Below are 15,662 nucleotides of genomic sequence, written 5' to 3'. Positions count from 1 at the left end.
ACGATGTTCATGCAATTCGGATTCAGCGCGGTGCTGGTGCTGCTGGGCATACTGCTGCTGTCGGCCCTGCGCATCCTGCGCGAGTACGAGCGCGGCGTGGTGTTTCAGCTCGGGCGCTTCTGGCAGGTCAAGGGCCCGGGGCTGATCATCCTGATTCCCGGCATCCAGCAGATGGTCCGCGTCGACCTGCGCACCGTGGTGCTCGACGTGCCGCCCCAGGACGTGATTACCCGCGACAACGTCTCGGTCAAGGTCAACGCCGTGCTGTACTTTCGCGTGCTCGACCCACAGAAGGCGATCATCCAGGTCGAAGACTTCCTCACCGCCACCAGCCAGCTGGCCCAGACCACCCTGCGCGCCGTGCTCGGCAAGCACGAGCTGGATGAACTGCTGGCCGAGCGCGAGCAATTGAACTCGGACATCCGCGAGGTACTGGACGCGCAGACCGACGCCTGGGGCATCAAGGTGGCCAACGTCGAGATCAAGCATGTCGACCTCAACGAGTCGATGGTCCGCGCCATCGCCCGCCAGGCCGAGGCCGAGCGCGAACGACGGGCCAAGGTGATCCATGCCGAAGGCGAGCTGCAGGCGTCGGAGAAACTGATGCAGGCGGCGCAGATGCTAGGCAAGGAGCCGGGGGCGATGCAGCTGCGCTACATGCAGACGCTGGGGTCGATTGCCGGGGACAAGAGCTCGACCATCGTGTTTCCGTTGCCGGTGGATCTGCTCAAGGGGCTGGTGGACAAGCAGTAAAGCAGTGCAGCATTCGCGGGTTTACCCGCGAATGGCTTCACGCGATTGATCAGAGCGGCGCCCGGCGCAGAGTGGCGAGGAACGTCGCCGCACCAATGAACAGCCCGGCAAAGGTGCGGTTCAGGCGCTTCTGCTGCTTCGGTGTACGCAACAGGCGCAGCACCCGCGAAGCCAGCCCGGTGTAGCCCGCCATCACCAGCAGGTCGACGCTGATCATGGTCACGGTGATCGCCACATACTGCGGCAGCAGCGCCTCGTGCGGGTTGATGAACTGCGGCAGCACCGCCAGCATGAACACCAGCGCCTTGGGGTTGCTGACGTTGACCAGGAAGCCGCGGAACACCAGGCTCAGCGGCTTGCCGATCGGCCGCACGCCGGACTCGTCGCTCATGTCCATCGGCAGGGCGCGCCATTGCTTGTAGGCGAGGTAGACCAGGTAGGCGACACCGAACCACTTGATGACCTGGAAGGCGGTGGCCGACGCGGCGAGGATGGCGCCGACACCGGCGGCGATGATGGCGATCTGCACGATCAGGCCCAGTTGCAGGCCCAGGGCGTTCCAGTAACCACGCCAGAAACCGTACTGCAGCCCGCTGGACATCGAGGCGATTGCCCCGGCACCCGGCGACAGGCTGATCACCCAGCACGCGGCAAAGAAGGCCAACCACGTTTCCATCGACATCGCACACCTCGCTCGAACAGCTTTTGCAAACCGTTAAGCTAAGGTGTTGGCGAAAAAATAACCAGTGGTTTTTCTGCTTGAAACGATCGCGGGGCAAGCCCGCTCCCACGCCAGCCATCCAACAGGACCAGGGCGTGGGAGCGGGCTTGCCCCGCGATTACAATGAGCAGCGCCCTGTCAGTCGCTCTCGACAGGTGCCTCGTGCAGGGCCACTGACGCCTCGGCGCCACGCCAACGGCGCACGGCTTTCTGGAAGAACTGGCTGTTCGGCACCTGCACCAGCGCCCCGCCCGCCTCCGGCGTCTCCATCAGTGTGGTGTACAGCAGGTTGATGGCGATCACCCGGCCTTTCACCCCCGGTTTGTCGAGGGTATCGACCAGCTCGACCACATCGCCGATGCGAAACGGCCCGACGGTGAAGATCAGCACCGCGCACAGCAGGTTGGACAGCACGCTCCAGATGGCGAAGAACGCCACCGCCGCCACCGCGACGAAGCCCGACAGTGCCGTCCACAGCACCGTGGCGGACACTCCCATGCGCTCGAGCACGAACAGCAACGCGCTGCCCATGATCAGCCAGCGCAGGGCACCGCGCACCGGCACCATCAGCTCGTGCGGCAACGGGTAGCGTTCGCCCAGGCTGCGCAGGCCGCGGGCGACCATGCGCTGCAGGACGAACGCGGCGATCAGGATCAGCAGGATCTGCAGCCCCAGCCAGAACGTGTCCATCCACTGCCCCGGCAGCAGCGAACGCAGCTCCTCCATCAGGACAGCGCCTCGAGCTCGGCCTGCATGCTTTCCAGCGTTTCCAGGGCTTCCATCCAGGCTTCCTCAAGCTCGCCTTCGCGTTGCTTGAGCTTGGTCTGGCGGGCCAGCAAGTCGCGCAGCTCATCCTTGCGCGAGCCCTCGTACAGACCACTGTCGCCCAACGCGGCTTCGATCTCGGCCAGTTGCTGGTGCACCTGGTTGAGTTCGGTCTCCAGCTTGTCGGCCGCCTTCTTGTGCGGCGCCAACTGCTGGCGCAAGGCCGCGGCGGCCTGGCGCTGGGCCTTCTTGTCGGTCTTGTCCGGGTTCGCGGGCGTGCTGCTCACCGGCGCGTTGCGCTGGCGGTACTCGACCAGCCAGCGGCTGTAGTCGTCCAGGTCGCCGTCGAAGGTGTCGACCTTGCCATCGGCCACCAGCAGGAAGTCGTTGGTGGTGCTCTTGAGCAGGTGACGGTCGTGGGAGACCACCACCACGGCACCGGCGAACTCCTGCAGGGCCATGGTCAGCGCCAGGCGCATCTCAAGGTCGAGGTGGTTGGTCGGTTCGTCGAGCAGCAACAGGTTCGGCCGTTCCCAGGCGATCAGCGCCAGGGCCAGGCGGGCCTTTTCGCCACCGGAGAAATTCACCACCGGCTCGTCGACACGGTTGCCGTGGAAATCGAAGCCGCCGAGGAAGTCGCGCAGGGTCTGCTCGCGCTCGCCCGGGGCGATGCGCTGCAGGTGCAGCAGCGGGCTGGCCTTGTCGTCCAGCGAGTCGAGCTGGTGCTGGGCGAAGTAGCCGACGGCGAGGTTCTCGCCGCGCACCAGGCGCCCGGACAACGGCTGCAGCTCGCCGGCGAGGTTCTTGATCAGGGTCGACTTGCCCGCGCCGTTGGGGCCGAGCAGACCGATCCGCGCACCCGGCGCCAGTTGCAGTTTGACCTTCTCGAGGATGGCCTTGTCGCCATAGCCCAGGCGGCCTTCGGACAGGTCGAGCAAGGGGCTGGAGATCTTCTCCGACTCGCGGAAGACGAAGTCGAACGGCGAGTCGACGTGGGCCGCCGACAGCTCCTCCATACGCTCCAGGGCCTTGATCCGGCTCTGCGCCTGGCGGGCCTTGGTGGCCTGGGCCTTGAAGCGGGCGATGTACTTTTCCATGTGCGCGCGCTGCGCCTGCTGCTTCTCGTAGGCCTGCTGCTGTTGCGCCAGGCGTTCGGCGCGGGTGCGCTCGAAGGCGCTGTAGCCGCCCTTGTAGAGATTGAGCTTGCGCTGTTCGACATGCAGCACATGGTCGACCACGGCATCGAGGAAGTCGCGGTCGTGGGAGATCAGCAGCAGCGTGCCCGGGTAGCCCTTGAGCCACTCTTCCAGCCAGAGGATGGCATCGAGGTCCAGGTGGTTGGTGGGCTCGTCGAGCAGCAGCAGGTCGGACGGGCACATCAGTGCCTGGGCCAGGTTGAGGCGCATCCGCCAGCCACCGGAGAAGTCGCCGACGCGGCGGTCCATCTGCTCGTTGGTGAAACCCAGGCCGGCCAGCAGCTTGCGCGCGCGGGCATCGGCGGTGTAGCCGTCGGCGCTGTCCAGCTCACTGTGCAGGCGCGCCAGGGCGGTGCCGTCGTGGGCCTGCTCGGCGGCCGCGAGATCCGCCTGGACCTTGCGCAGGCGGGCATCGCCGTCGAGCACATAGTCCACGGCGATGCGGTCGAGGGTGTCGACCTCCTGGCGCATGTGGGCAATGCGCCAGTCGCCGGGCAGCAGGCAATCGCCGGCATCGGGCGACAGCTCACCGCGCAGCAGGGCGAACAGGCTGGATTTGCCGGCGCCGTTGGCGCCGATCAGGCCGGCCTTGTGACCGGTGTGCAGGGTCATCTCGGCGCCTTCTAGCAGGCGCTGGGGACCACGCTGTAAAGTGAGGTTCGATAGTCTGATCATGATGGTCGCGGAGTCTACCAGCTTCGCCGATCACTGGCGCGAGTGAAACCATGCACACCGACCTGTGGAATCACGCCCTGGCCTTGTATGCCCGGCCAGGCGTCGAAGCCGCCAGCCTGGCCCTCCAGGAACTGGGCGGCGATGTCTGCCTGCTGCTCTGCGGCACCTGGCTGCAGGCCCGCGGCGTGGCCGCCGATGAACAGCGGATCGCTGCCCTGCGAGCCCTGGCCGCCCCCTGGCAACGCGACGTGGTGACGCCGCTACGTGCGCTGCGTCGGCAATGGCGCGAACAGGCGCTGGCCGACCCGCAATTGAGCGTGATGCGTGAGCAGGTGAAGGCGCTGGAGTTACAGGCTGAACGTACCTTGCTGGAACGCCTGGAGGCGCTGGCACGTGAATGGCCTGCGCAAGCGGGCGCCGCGCAGGACTGGCTGACCCGGCTGGCGCCGGACCAGGCCCGGGACCACGACGCACTGCATCAGCTGCGCGCCGCGGCCCGTGAGCTTCAGGACGCCGAAGTCGGCGACTGAGCCGGTGTGGCGGTTGCCGCAGGCGTGGCCGCGCTGGTCGCAGGCGCCGGGGTGGCGCTGGCGGTCGGCGTGGCTGGCTTGCTTTCGGCTGGCTTGCTGGCTACAGGCTTGGCCGGAGCTTTCGCAGCGGCCGGCTTGGCTGCTGGCTTGGCGGCAGCAGGCTTGGCCGCTGGTTTGGCTGCTGGTTTCGCTGCAGCGGTCTTTGCCGGTGCCTTGGCAGCAGCTGGTTTGGCCGCTGGCTTGGCAGCAGGTTTCGCGGCGGCGGTCTTCGCCGGGGCCTTGGCAGTAGCAGGCTTGGCCGCTGGCTTGGCGGCAGGTTTCGCGGCGGCGGTCTTCGCCGGTGCCTTGGCGGCAGCAGGCTTGGCCGCTGGCTTGGCGGCAGGTTTCGCGGCGGCGGTCTTCGCCGGTGCCTTGGCAGCAGCAGGCTTGGCCGCTGGCTTGGCGGCAGGTTTCGCGGCGGCGGTCTTCGCCGGTGCCTTGGCAGCAGCAGGCTTGGCCGCTGGCTTGGCGGCAGGTTTCGCTGCAGCGGTCTTCGCGGGAGCCTTGGCAGCAGCCGGTTTGGCCGCTGGCTTGGCAGCAGGTTTCGCGGCTGCAGTCCTCGCCGGTGCCTTGGCGGCAGCAGGCTTGGCCGCTGGTTTGGCAGCAGGTTTCGCGGCGGCTTTCGGTGCCGCAGTACGCGAGTCCAGGGCCTTGGCGGCCGCCTCACGCACCTTGCCGACACCCTGGGCCAGTTTCAGGCTTTCCTGGGCATCACGCTTGAGTTGCTGGATGTAAGTTCGGGTCTGGGCCTGGCGATCCTTGAGCGAATCGAGCAAGTGTTCAAGTTCACCCGCGGCTTTTTGCGCCTTGCCCTGAGCCTTGGCTTTACCGGCCTTGGCGGCGTCCTGCAACTTCAGGCGAGCGTTATGCAGTTTCTCCTGGGCCTTGCCACGTTGTTTTTCCAACTTGGCCAACAGTTTCTCGGCATCCGCCAGCGCTTGGGAGCAGGCATCTTCCAAATGTTCGAGCAAGCTACCCGAAAGTTGCTGGAGCAGGTGCAACGGCGTACTGACTGCTTTCTTCTTGGCCGACATGGTTTACCTCCTGGCTGACGAGAGTGCGGCTCATACTATGCTTCTGCTGCTACCGCCGCTAGGGCATGTTGACAGTCTCAGTAGCGCCGCGTTGCATGCCTGGGCAAAGTTGTTGTCTTGCAGCTGGAAACAAGTGTAGTTGCCCATTAGTGCACTGCCGATATTTACACATCTTCGCCCAACAACGCTGGCATACTTTGCGCTCTTTACCGCAGGAACCGTCCATGCCTCGTTATCTGATTCTGGGCCTGTGCCTGGTGATGCCGCTCTCCCTGGCCAACGCCGAAACCGCCCCCGCCAACGACAGCGACCTGGCCTACAGCCTCGGTGCCAGCCTGGGCGAGCGCCTGCGCCAGGAAGTCCCCGGCCTGCAGCTCGACGCCCTGGTCGAAGGCCTGCGCCAGGCCTACCAGGGCCAGCCGCCACGCATTGCCAAGTCACGCATGCAGGCCATCCTCGAGCAGCACGAGACGCAAGCCAACGCCGCCGCCGAACAGGCCCAGGTGGACAAGCTGGTGGAAGCGGAGAAACGCTTCATTGCCGGCGAGCGGGCCAAGGCCGGGGTACGCGAGCTGCCCGAGGGCATCCTCTACAGCGAACTGGCCAGCGGCAACGGCGCGCAACCCAAGGCCAGCGGTCGCGTGCAGGTGCGCTATGTGGGGAAACTGCCGGATGGCACGGTGTTCGACCAGAACCTGCAACCGCAATGGTTCAAGCTGGACTCGGTGATCGAGGGCTGGCAGGTAGCGCTGCCACGCATGAAAGCGGGGGCGAAGTGGCGGCTGGTGATCCCGTCGGCGCAAGCCTACGGCGCCGACGGTGCGGGTGACCTGATCGCACCCTATACCCCACTGGTGTTCGAGATCGAACTGCTGGACGTGGCCGACTGAATCAGGCCTGCACCGCGTCCTCTTGCTTGTGGGCGTTGTGCAGCACTTCGATCAGGCAGTCTTCCAGTTCGAAACGCTCGTGCAGCAGGCTGCCAAGCTTGCCCAGCTTTTCCGCGAAGCGTTCGGTGTCGGTGCACTCACCCTTGGCGCAGTGGTCGTTGAAGGCCAGGGCGATCTGAGTGCTGTCGTCAATGCGTGGATTGATCTGCGTAGCCAGCTCAAGGGCTCCGGTATCTCCAAAGGCCTTGGCTTCGCTGACCAACTGCTCACTGACTTCGAAATGCCAGGCTGACACGTAATCGACCAGCACCGCGCAAAAATCACGGTTCTTGTCCTTGTCCGCAAAAGCCGGCTTGGCATCGCGCAAGGCGCGGAAGGCTTGTACCAGCTCCTCGCGCTCCTTGAGCCAACGATCGATCAGCTTGTGAACACCGCCCCAGCGTTCCTGGGCGTTCTGGCAACTATCGAGCATGGCGATCTCTTCCCTTCTGGGTAGATGCCGCTGCACCTCGCGACACAACACCGTGGCACAAAGGTGACGTCAGCAAACGGCATCGAGCAGTTGTATTTTCGGTAAGCGTGCTGGGAGATTATTCCCGCGCGACCTGCCCTTCAAGGTACGCAGCAGACAAAGTTCATACAAGCGTTTAATCCCGTTGCCGGCCACCGCTGGTCGCGCAACACCCGGTGCATTGCCGTGGATCAACCCGCCGCGTCCTGGCGCAATCGATACAGCACCAGCCACGACAACGGCACCGCCGCCAGCAACAGGAACGCCAGCAGGCTCCATTCCGGCAGGGTCAGGTCGAGGAAGCTCCAGTTGACCGACACGCAGTCCGGGCTGCCCAGCAGGAACGCCTGCAGGATCTCGCTCCACGGGCGTTCGACCAGGTGCGCCAGGGGCAGGTGGCAACCGCTGACCGGCAGCGGCTCGGCCTGCAGCCAGACATGCCGCCCCGCCAGCAAGGCGCCCGCCGACGCGAACAGCAGTGCCAGCCAGGCATGCCAGCGGCGGCCGCCGGCATGGAGCGTGGCAACCAGGCTGGCCAGCGCAAAACAGCCCAGCATCAGGCGCTGGCTGAAACACAACGCGCAGGGGTCCAGGCCGACCACGTTTTCGAGACGGAACGATGCGACCAGCACCGCCACGGCGGCCAGGAAGGCGGGAAGGAACGAGCTGCGCAAGCAGGCCAGCGACATGGGTAGAAGTGATCCGAAAATGAGGGAAGTGGTTTGAAACGGTAGAGGAAAGGGGCGCTTTGTATCAAGGCGCTACAGTGCAGACAAGTCGCTGAATGGCTAGGGAATCATTTTCGTGAAACGTGGGAATATTCCGAAGCGGACGAAGGACGATTCGACGCCCTCTACGCAGAGGGCGTCTTGAGTCATCGCTCATCAGATAATGCAACGCGCCGCTGGCAAAACATCGCACCGGCACAAGCAGGTATGCCCATGATGCGCGACAGCGCGCCACGAGGCCAGTGGGGGCCTCAGGCCCGAACCCCCTCCGGCAGCGGCAACGCCAGCAGGCGCTCATCCAGCAGCCCCAGGCCCTCCTGGAACAACTGATTGCTGCGCTCGGTCTCGCCGAGGCTGGCCAGCAAGCGTGCCAGCTCGGCGCAGGTTTCCGGATTGCGCTCCATGCGCAGGCTGCTCTCCAGATAGTCCCGTGCCTTGCCCCACAAGCGATTCTGCAGGCTTAGCCGGCCGAGGGTGAGCAGCAGGCTAGGATCCTGCGGGTGCTCCTTCAGCCAGCCTTCGGCCGTCTGCAACTGGCGCGCCGGATCGTCGCCGCGCACCAGCCCGTACAGGCGCGCCAGGTGGCTTTCGTAGCCGCGCTTGAGCGCGCCGCGAAGCACCTGCTCGGCCTCGCCCTGGGCACCGACCTGACGCAGTTGCTCGGCGTAGGCCGACACCAGCTGCGGTTCCTGGCGCTGGGCGTTGGTCAGCTGCTGCCAGGCGCGCTCGAGCGCCTGGCGTGCCGTCTGCGGATCCTCACCACGGGTCGCCGCCAGCCCCAGGTTCTGGCCCCAGGCGCGCTGTTCCAGGTCGGCCAGTTCCGCCGCGGGCAGCACCTTGTGCTTGCGCAGGTCCGGCAGCAGGCGAATCAACGCCGGCCAATCGCCGCGTTCCAGGTGCAGGCGCTGCAACAGGCGCAGCACCTGGGCATTGTGTGGATGTCGCTCCTGCATCGCCTGCAGGGCCTCCAGCGCACCCTCGCTCTCGCCCCGGTCCATCTGCAACTGGGCATGGGTCAGGGCAACGGCGAGCTCGGCCTGGGGCTGGCGTTCCAGGGCGCGTTCGAGCAGGTTGTCGCGCTCCTCGACCCGTCCCAGTTCGTTGGCGGCGCGAGCGGCGCCGAGGTAGTAGAGCAGTGGCTGGCGATCGGACTCGGCGGCCCGCTGCAAGTGGCGCTGGGCACTGGCCCAGCGTCCCTCGGCCAGGTCCAGCTGGCCTTGTTCGACGGCGATGCGGGTGCGCCGGCTGCGGTTGCGCCGCGACCACGGGTTGACCACCCCGGACGAGGTCAGCACCAGGCCGATCAGGTAGCGCAGCAGCAACAGCAGCACAATGATGCCGACCAGCGCGCCGAGCGCCGCCCACAGCCCCGACTGGTAGCGGAAGCCGCCGTAGGCGATCAGCACGTAGCCGCTGTGCTTGGCGATCGCGATGCCCAGCGCCGCAGCGACGACAATCGCCAGCACCGCCAGCAGGTAGACACGCTTCATGGCTTGGCCCCTTCGGCGGCGGCCGGCAGGTGGCGACGCTGGATGTAGGCCTGCACCGCGGCCAGGCTCTCGCTCAGGTCAGGCGTGACCACCGACACCGGCTGTTCGGCCAGCTGGTTGAGGTTGTCGAGCATCGCCTTGCTTTGCGGGTTGTCCGGGTTGAAGTTGGCCAGCAACACGCTGCGCGCATCGTCCAGGGCCTGGGCATAGACCTTGGCCTCGCCGTTGAGCGCCGCCCACTGCGCCTGCTCGATGGTCAGGCTCAGGGCCAGGCGCAGCTGGTTGAGCGACTGCCCGGACAGCAGCGGGCGGACGTTGTCGTCGGCATTGAACTCGATCTGGAAGTACTTGGAGATCTCCGCCCACCACTGCGACCAGCGACTGGCGCCGTCGCCATCGGCGGTCAGCGCGCCCATGGCGTCGGCCTTGCTGTCGAATTCCGGCGACTGGGCACTGAGCTGCTGCACCAGCTCACGCTGCGCGGCGAGCTTGAGGAACAGCCCGGTGCGATCCGGCTGCTCGGTACTGGAGAGCGTTGCCAGGCTGCGGGCCAGCTGTTCACGGGCGGCGAAGGCGCCGGGGTCGCTCTGCTCGCGGAGGATTTCATCGGCACCTTCGACCAGCGCCTTGGCGCTGGTGATGTCCTGCAGCGCCGACAGGCGCAGGGTGGCCAGGCGCAGCAGGTGCTCGGCCTCGGCCAGGCGCCACTCCTTGCGGCTCTCGCCGAGCACGGTCTCCAGGCGCTGGCTCAGGCGCTGCTGGTCGCCCTGCAGTTGCGCCACCAGGCGCCGGCGATCTTCCAGTTCACTGGCCGCCGGCAGGCTGGCCAGCTGCGCGCTGAGCTGCTGCTCGCGCTGCTGCAGCGCGTCGGCGCGTTGATTGAGGGCTTGCAGGTGTTCGCCCTGGCCTTGCTCGCTGCCTTGCAGCTGGCGGACCTGCCAGACGCCCCAGCCGCCGACCGCGACGCCGGCGGCGCCCAGCAGCAGGGCCAGCAGCGCCAGGCCGTTGCCGGAGCGTCGGGCGGGCTTGGCGGTGGCGGATTGCGGCGCCTCGGGCGCCGCGGGCTGTTCGGTGTTGGACAAGACAGTTTCGCTCACGTATCCATCCTTTGCATGGTGGCGCATCGCTCTCTAGCTTAGCGCCTTAAGGGGCAGGCGCAGCGGTTCGCTGCACGGCTGCCAGCAAGGCCGCGGCGCTGGCGCCACGGCAATCCACAATGTCTTTCGCCCCGAGCGCTCGGGCCTGCTCGGCCACCCGGGGGCTGGGCACGAACAGCGGCAAGCGGGAAAACCGCGGCCAATCCGCACCTGCCAGTCGATGCAAGTGTTCCAGACCCTGCCCACTGCTGACCACCAGGCCATTGAGGCGTTCCCCATCTATGCGCTGGGCGAGGGTCGTGGCGGGATAGTGCGGCAGGCAGCGGCGATACAATTCCAGATAATCGACACTAGCACCTTGCTCGGCAAGACGCTCGGCCAGCAGTTCACGACCTCCGACACCGCGAACGATAAGGACGCGGGCCGTCGGCCCGGCGATAGCCTCGCGCAGGGCGGGCAGCGCAAGCAAGGCTTCGCTGTCGTCGCCGGCCACCGGAAAGGCCACCTGCAACCGGTGCTCCTGAAGGATCCGCGCCGTCGCCTCGCCCACCGTGAACCAGCTGGCGAGCGGCGGCGTCACCCCCGCCTGGGCGAGTTGCTCCAGCAGCAGGCGGGCCGCCGGCTTGCTGACCACGATGATGGCCTGGGCCTCGGCGATCGCCCGCAGGCGCTGCACCTGCGCAGCGTCCGGCGCGATCGCCTCGATCACCAGCAACGGCAGGCTGGCGCTGGCGATGCCTGCGTCGGCCAGGGTCTGCGCCAGCGCCGCACAGTCCTCTTCAGGCCGGGTCAGCAGCAGGCGCCAGGGGCTCACGGATGGCCTGCCTCGCCGTAGACTTCCTTGAGGATCGCCTCGGCGCCCTGCCCGAGCAGGTCTTCGGCGACCTGCACGCCCAGGCGCTCGGCATCGGCACGCGGCGCCCGGGCCTCGGCCACCAGCAAGGTGCCGCCGGAGGGCTGGCCGACCAGGCCGCGCAGCCACAGCTGCTCGCCTTCGAGCACCGCGTAGCAGGCGATCGGCACCTGGCAGCCGCCATTGAGGCGCTTGTTCAGGGCACGCTCGGCCACCACCCGGTCGGCGGTGTCGGCATGGTGCAACGGCGCCAGCAAGGCATGGATCTCGGTGTCGGCGCTGCGACATTCGATGCCCACCGCGCCCTGGCCGCCCGCCGGCAGGCTGTCGTCAACGCTGATGGAGGCAGTGATGCGGTCCTCGAAGCCGAGGCGGATCAGGCCGGCGGCGGCGAGGATGATGGCGTCGTACTCACCGGCATCGAGCTTGGCCAGGCGAGTGTTGACGTTGCCGCGCAGGAAGCGAATCTCGAGGTCGGGCCGGCGCGCCAGCAGTTGGGCCTGACGGCGCAGGCTGGAGGTGCCGACGATGCTGCCGGCCGGCAAGGCCGCGAGGCTGGCGAAGGTGTTGGAAACGAAGGCGTCGCGCGGGTCTTCACGCTCGCAGATGCAGTACAGGCCCAGGCCCTCGGGGAAGTCCATGGGGACGTCCTTCATCGAGTGCACGGCGATGTCGGCCTCGTTGTCGAGCAGGGCGGTTTCCAGCTCCTTGACGAACAGGCCCTTGCCGCCGATCTTCGCCAGCGGCGCGTCGAGCAGCTTGTCGCCGCGGCTGACCATTGGCACCAGGGTCACCAACAGACCGGGATGTGCCTGTTCCAGGCGGGCTTTGACGTATTCGGCCTGCCACAGGGCCAAGGCACTTTTACGGGTGGCAATGCGGATTTCGCGAGTGGACATGAAACGCACCGATCCAGAGAAATGCGGTCGATGATAACAGCTCCTCCGGGTGTGCCCGCAGATTCAGATCAGCAATCACGCTCCCTGCGCAGTCGATACTGGTCGCGATTTGCGTGGGAGCGGGCTTGGCCCGCGATTGCGATGGCGGATCTTGCACTGCTATCGCGGGGCAAGCCCGCTCCCACGTTCCCTGAGGCCATTCAGTGCAAGGACTGCATCATCTTGCGCACCCCCGCCACATGGCGGCGGCTGACGGTCAGGGCGTCGCCTTCCAGGCCCTTGAGATAGAGCTGGAAATGCCCCAGCGGCGTGCGCTGCAGCCGTTCGATGCGCTCGCGGGCAACCAGCGCGTTGCGGTGGATGCGCACGAAACGCTCGCCAAACTCGTCCTCCAGGGCCTTGAGCGGTTCATCGAGCAGCACCTCGCCTGCTTCATGGCGCAGGGTGACGTACTTGTGGTCGGCGATGAAGTAGATGACCTGGGGAATGGGGATCAACTCGATGCCCTTGCGGGTACGGGCACTGATATGGCTGCGCGGGCCGCCACCGGCGTCGCCAGCGGGGCGGGTCAATGCCGCCAGCTGGGCACGGTTGGGTTTTTCCGCCCGGCGCAGGGCATCGCGCAGGGCCTGCGGCTGGATGGGCTTGTCGACATGGCTCAGGGTGCTGTCCCTGAAGGCTTCGCTGCCGTATTCATCGTCACCGGTGCAGAACACCACCGCTGGCGGCGACTCGCGCTCGCACAGCCGGGCGGCGACCTGCAGGCCATCGAGGCCCGGCATGCCGATATCCAGCAGTACCACATCGGGCTTGAGGCTTTCGATCAGGGTCAGGGCCTCCTCGCCGTTGGTGGCGCTGGGCTCCATCACGGTGTAACCCTCCAGCTCGCCAAGCAGCCGGCTCAGGCGCTCGCGGGCCTGGGGTTCATCATCAACGATCAGGACATTCATAATTGCGCTGGATTCCTGAGTGAGTCTCGCACGGGTATAGCGTAGACAAGTGTGGGGCGACCGAAACGCGGTCACGCTACAGACCGGTGCGAAGGCCAAAGATTCACTGGTCTGGCAGATTCAGCACCAGTCCTTTGTCCAACTGTAGACGCTCCGTGGAACACTGCCGTTCAATCGTTGAATATGCCGCCCCCCCTTGTAACCGGACGATTCTCGCGACCAGCGCCCTGCGGCGGCGGGCGCAACCCTGCTATGATCGCCGCACTTTTTCCGTTCACGCCTTCAACGAGTGAATCCATGAGCACCGACAAGACCAATCAGTCCTGGGGCGGCCGCTTCAGTGAGCCCGTCGACGCCTTCGTCGCCCGCTTCACCGCCTCGGTCGATTTCGACAAGCGCCTGTACCGCCACGACATCATGGGTTCGATCGCCCACGCCACCATGCTGGCGCAGGTCGGCGTCCTCAGCGATGCCGAGCGCGACACCATCATCGATGGCCTGAAGACCATCCAGGGCGAAATCGAGGCCGGCACCTTCGACTGGCGCGTCGACCTCGAAGACGTGCACATGAACATCGAGGCACGCCTGACCGACCGCATCGGCATCACCGGCAAGAAACTGCACACCGGCCGCAGCCGCAACGACCAGGTAGCCACCGACATCCGCCTGTGGCTGCGCGACGAGATCGACCTGATCCTGGCCGAGATCACCCGCCTGCAGCAGGGCCTGCTGGAGCAGGCCGAGCGCGAGGCCGAGACCATCATGCCCGGCTTCACCCACCTGCAGACCGCGCAGCCGGTGACCTTCGGCCACCACCTGCTGGCCTGGTTCGAGATGCTCAGCCGCGACTACGAGCGCCTGGTGGATTGCCGCAAGCGCGCCAACCGCATGCCCCTGGGCAGCGCCGCCCTGGCCGGCACCACCTACCCGATCGACCGCGAACTGACTTGCAAGCTGCTGGGCTTCGAGGCCGTGGGCGGCAACTCGCTGGACAGCGTCTCGGACCGCGACTTCGCCATCGAATTCTGCTCGGCGGCGAGCATCGCGATGATGCACCTGTCGCGCTTCTCCGAAGAGCTGGTGCTGTGGACCAGCGCCCAGTTCCAGTTCGTCGACCTGCCTGATCGTTTCTGCACCGGCAGCTCGATCATGCCGCAGAAGAAGAACCCGGACGTGCCGGAGCTGGTGCGTGGCAAGAGCGGCCGCGTGTTCGGCGCCCTGACCGGCCTGCTGACCCTGATGAAAGGCCAGCCGCTGGCCTACAACAAGGACAACCAGGAAGATAAAGAGCCGCTGTTCGACGCCGCCGACACCCTGCGCGACTCGCTGCGCGCCTTTGCCGACATGATCCCTGCGATCAAGCCCAAGCACGCGATCATGCGCGAAGCGGCCCTGCGCGGCTTCTCCACCGCCACGGACCTCGCCGACTACCTGGTGCGCCGCGGCCTGCCGTTCCGTGATTGCCACGAGATCGTCGGCCATGCGGTGAAGTACGGTGTCGATTCCGGCAAGGACCTGGCCGAGATGAGCCTGGACGAACTGCGCCAGTTCAGCGACCAGATCGAGCAGGACGTGTTCGCCGTGCTGACCCTGGAAGGTTCGGTCAACGCCCGCAACCACATCGGCGGCACCGCGCCGGCCCAGGTGCGCGCGGCCGTTGCGCGCGGCAAGGCCCTGCTGGCTTCGCGCTGATAACGCCATCGCGGGGCAAGTCGGGCCGCCGCATCGCCGCTCCCACAAGGCCTGGACAAGGCTCGTGGGAGCGGGCGTGCCCCGCGATCGTTTGTGGCCTCAGCGCTTGCTCTTGATCATTTCGAGGAACGCTGGCATCGCCGCGTCCTTGTCCGCCACGATCCGCGTCATGTGCGGGTTTTCGCCCAGCAACTGCAACAGCGCCTTCGCTTCCGGGAAATCCGCCAGGAAGTCAATGTTCAGCACCTTCTTGCCCACCGCGCAGGCCAGGTCGACCGAGAAGCAGAACATCAGGTCGGCGATGGTCAGTTGCTCACCGGCCACGTAAGGCTGGAACCGCCCGTTGCGCTTGAGGGTGGCAAAGCCCGCCAGCAGGTCCGCCCGCGCCCGCTCCTTGATCAGCGGCTCCACCGCCGCGCCGAAGAACGCCTCGGCGTAGCAGGTACGCGCCGGCAGCTCGATGTACAGCTCGATTTCCCTCAGCAGCTCGCGCACCTTGGCCTGCCCGAAGGCATCGGCCGGCAACAGCGCCTTGCCCGACTGGGTCTGCTCGATGTAGTCGAGGATGACCCCGGTCTCGCTGATGAAGCCGTGCTCGGTCTCAAGCACCGGCACCTTGCCGCGAGGGCTGATGGCCAGGGCTTGAGGCAACTGACCGCCGAAGAACGGCACCTCCTCGAAGGGCACGCCTTTCTCCAGCAAGGCCAGCTTGACCATGTTGTAGTAGTTGCTGACCGCGAATCCATGAAGCTTGAGCATTGAGACAGCCTCCAAGGCCGTATGGGGTTGGCCCGGCTGTTATAGCCCCCTGCCCGTCCCTTGGCCAGTGCCATGCTCGG

The 15,662-nt window shown here is 66.4% G+C and carries 16 protein-coding genes; 4 read left to right on the top strand and 12 right to left on the bottom strand.

Annotated elements, in window-relative coordinates; genetic code table 11:
* Positions 1-3: 3 nt before the first annotated feature.
* Positions 4-753 carry a slipin family protein gene (locus HU751_RS16200; protein WP_186731859.1) on the top strand — a complete coding sequence of 250 codons (750 nt, stop codon included), beginning with the start codon at positions 4-6 and terminating at the stop codon, positions 751-753.
* A gap of 49 nt (positions 754-802) precedes the next feature.
* Here the strand turns inward: HU751_RS16200 and HU751_RS16195 are convergent, their stop codons facing one another.
* The 3 genes from HU751_RS16195 to abc-f form a co-directional block, all read right to left on the bottom strand.
* Positions 803-1,435, bottom strand: a complete 633-nt coding sequence (locus HU751_RS16195) for a LysE family transporter (RefSeq protein ID WP_186712141.1) — start codon at positions 1,433-1,435, stop codon at positions 803-805.
* A 177-nt stretch (positions 1,436-1,612) separates the two neighbouring features.
* A complete protein-coding gene (locus HU751_RS16190; RefSeq protein ID WP_186731860.1) occupies positions 1,613-2,200 on the bottom strand; it encodes a mechanosensitive ion channel family protein in 588 nt (195 codons plus the stop codon).
* Positions 2,200-4,110, bottom strand: a complete 1,911-nt coding sequence (gene abc-f / locus HU751_RS16185; protein WP_186731861.1) for a ribosomal protection-like ABC-F family protein — start codon at positions 4,108-4,110, stop codon at positions 2,200-2,202. The genes HU751_RS16190 and abc-f overlap by 1 nt, the downstream gene beginning before the upstream one ends.
* 50 nt (positions 4,111-4,160) lie before the next feature.
* Here abc-f and HU751_RS16180 point away from each other — a divergent pair, with 50 nt between their 5' ends.
* Entirely contained in the window at positions 4,161-4,640 is a 480-nt protein-coding gene (locus tag HU751_RS16180; RefSeq protein WP_186731862.1) for a TIGR02444 family protein, read from the top strand.
* On the opposite strand, the gene HU751_RS16175 is transcribed toward HU751_RS16180, so the two are convergent.
* Positions 4,616-5,713, bottom strand: a complete 1,098-nt coding sequence (locus HU751_RS16175; protein ID WP_217862545.1) for an AlgP family protein — start codon at positions 5,711-5,713, stop codon at positions 4,616-4,618. The genes HU751_RS16180 and HU751_RS16175 overlap by 25 nt on opposite strands.
* A 224-nt stretch (positions 5,714-5,937) precedes the next feature.
* On the opposite strand from HU751_RS16175, the gene HU751_RS16170 reads away from it, so the two are divergent.
* Positions 5,938-6,603, top strand: a complete 666-nt coding sequence (locus tag HU751_RS16170; RefSeq protein ID WP_186712146.1) for an FKBP-type peptidyl-prolyl cis-trans isomerase — start codon at positions 5,938-5,940, stop codon at positions 6,601-6,603.
* Position 6,604: 1 nt separating this feature from the next.
* Here the strand turns inward: HU751_RS16170 and rsd are convergent, their stop codons facing one another.
* From rsd to HU751_RS16135, 7 genes are all read right to left on the bottom strand, one after another.
* On the bottom strand, positions 6,605-7,075 hold the full coding sequence (rsd, locus tag HU751_RS16165; protein WP_186731864.1) for a sigma D regulator: 471 nt from the start codon (positions 7,073-7,075) through the stop codon (positions 6,605-6,607).
* Between the two features lie 230 nt (positions 7,076-7,305).
* Complete coding sequence (locus HU751_RS16160; RefSeq protein WP_186731865.1) at positions 7,306-7,803, bottom strand: disulfide bond formation protein B; 498 nt, start codon at positions 7,801-7,803, stop codon at positions 7,306-7,308.
* Positions 7,804-8,093: 290 nt separating this feature from the next.
* On the bottom strand, positions 8,094-9,332 hold the full coding sequence (locus HU751_RS16155; protein WP_186731866.1) for a heme biosynthesis protein HemY: 1,239 nt from the start codon (positions 9,330-9,332) through the stop codon (positions 8,094-8,096).
* A complete protein-coding gene (locus HU751_RS16150) occupies positions 9,329-10,429 on the bottom strand; it encodes a uroporphyrinogen-III C-methyltransferase (RefSeq protein WP_186731867.1) in 1,101 nt (366 codons plus the stop codon). Before HU751_RS16150 ends, HU751_RS16155 begins: the two co-directional genes overlap by 4 nt.
* A 46-nt stretch (positions 10,430-10,475) precedes the next feature.
* Positions 10,476-11,243, bottom strand: coding sequence for a uroporphyrinogen-III synthase (locus HU751_RS16145; RefSeq protein ID WP_186731868.1), 768 nt, complete (start codon positions 11,241-11,243; stop codon positions 10,476-10,478).
* Positions 11,240-12,181, bottom strand: coding sequence for a hydroxymethylbilane synthase (gene hemC / locus HU751_RS16140; RefSeq protein WP_186731869.1), 942 nt, complete (start codon positions 12,179-12,181; stop codon positions 11,240-11,242). The genes HU751_RS16145 and hemC overlap by 4 nt, the downstream gene beginning before the upstream one ends.
* A gap of 200 nt (positions 12,182-12,381) precedes the next feature.
* Positions 12,382-13,131 carry a LytR/AlgR family response regulator transcription factor gene (locus HU751_RS16135; RefSeq protein WP_186731870.1) on the bottom strand — a complete coding sequence of 250 codons (750 nt, stop codon included), beginning with the start codon at positions 13,129-13,131 and terminating at the stop codon, positions 12,382-12,384.
* A gap of 297 nt (positions 13,132-13,428) precedes the next feature.
* Between HU751_RS16135 and argH the strand changes: the two genes are divergently transcribed.
* A complete protein-coding gene (gene argH, locus HU751_RS16130; RefSeq protein ID WP_186731871.1) occupies positions 13,429-14,823 on the top strand; it encodes an argininosuccinate lyase in 1,395 nt (464 codons plus the stop codon).
* Between the two features lie 99 nt (positions 14,824-14,922).
* Here the strand turns inward: argH and HU751_RS16125 are convergent, their stop codons facing one another.
* Positions 14,923-15,582: a glutathione S-transferase gene (locus HU751_RS16125; RefSeq protein WP_186731872.1), complete on the bottom strand. Its 660-nt coding sequence runs from the start codon at positions 15,580-15,582 to the stop codon at positions 14,923-14,925.
* Between the last annotated feature and the right edge of the window lie 80 nt (positions 15,583-15,662).

The organism is Pseudomonas peradeniyensis (assembly GCF_014268935.2).
Taxonomy (GTDB): domain Bacteria; phylum Pseudomonadota; class Gammaproteobacteria; order Pseudomonadales; family Pseudomonadaceae; genus Aquipseudomonas; species Aquipseudomonas peradeniyensis.
This window is presented reverse-complemented; position numbering and strand designations above follow the sequence as displayed.

Coding starts and splice junctions, on each gene's coding strand:
- HU751_RS16200 (WP_186731859.1), top strand. CDS start 4: ATGTTCATGCAATTCGGATTCAGCGCGGTGCTGGTGCTGCTGGGCATA.
- HU751_RS16195 (WP_186712141.1), bottom strand. CDS start 1,435: ATGTCGATGGAAACGTGGTTGGCCTTCTTTGCCGCGTGCTGGGTGATC.
- HU751_RS16190 (WP_186731860.1), bottom strand. CDS start 2,200: ATGGAGGAGCTGCGTTCGCTGCTGCCGGGGCAGTGGATGGACACGTTC.
- abc-f (WP_186731861.1), bottom strand. CDS start 4,110: ATGATCAGACTATCGAACCTCACTTTACAGCGTGGTCCCCAGCGCCTG.
- HU751_RS16180 (WP_186731862.1), top strand. CDS start 4,161: ATGCACACCGACCTGTGGAATCACGCCCTGGCCTTGTATGCCCGGCCA.
- HU751_RS16175 (WP_217862545.1), bottom strand. CDS start 5,713: ATGTCGGCCAAGAAGAAAGCAGTCAGTACGCCGTTGCACCTGCTCCAG.
- HU751_RS16170 (WP_186712146.1), top strand. CDS start 5,938: ATGCCTCGTTATCTGATTCTGGGCCTGTGCCTGGTGATGCCGCTCTCC.
- rsd (WP_186731864.1), bottom strand. CDS start 7,075: ATGCTCGATAGTTGCCAGAACGCCCAGGAACGCTGGGGCGGTGTTCAC.
- HU751_RS16160 (WP_186731865.1), bottom strand. CDS start 7,803: ATGTCGCTGGCCTGCTTGCGCAGCTCGTTCCTTCCCGCCTTCCTGGCC.
- HU751_RS16155 (WP_186731866.1), bottom strand. CDS start 9,332: ATGAAGCGTGTCTACCTGCTGGCGGTGCTGGCGATTGTCGTCGCTGCG.
- hemC (WP_186731869.1), bottom strand. CDS start 12,181: ATGTCCACTCGCGAAATCCGCATTGCCACCCGTAAAAGTGCCTTGGCC.
- HU751_RS16135 (WP_186731870.1), bottom strand. CDS start 13,131: ATGAATGTCCTGATCGTTGATGATGAACCCCAGGCCCGCGAGCGCCTG.
- argH (WP_186731871.1), top strand. CDS start 13,429: ATGAGCACCGACAAGACCAATCAGTCCTGGGGCGGCCGCTTCAGTGAG.
- HU751_RS16125 (WP_186731872.1), bottom strand. CDS start 15,582: ATGCTCAAGCTTCATGGATTCGCGGTCAGCAACTACTACAACATGGTC.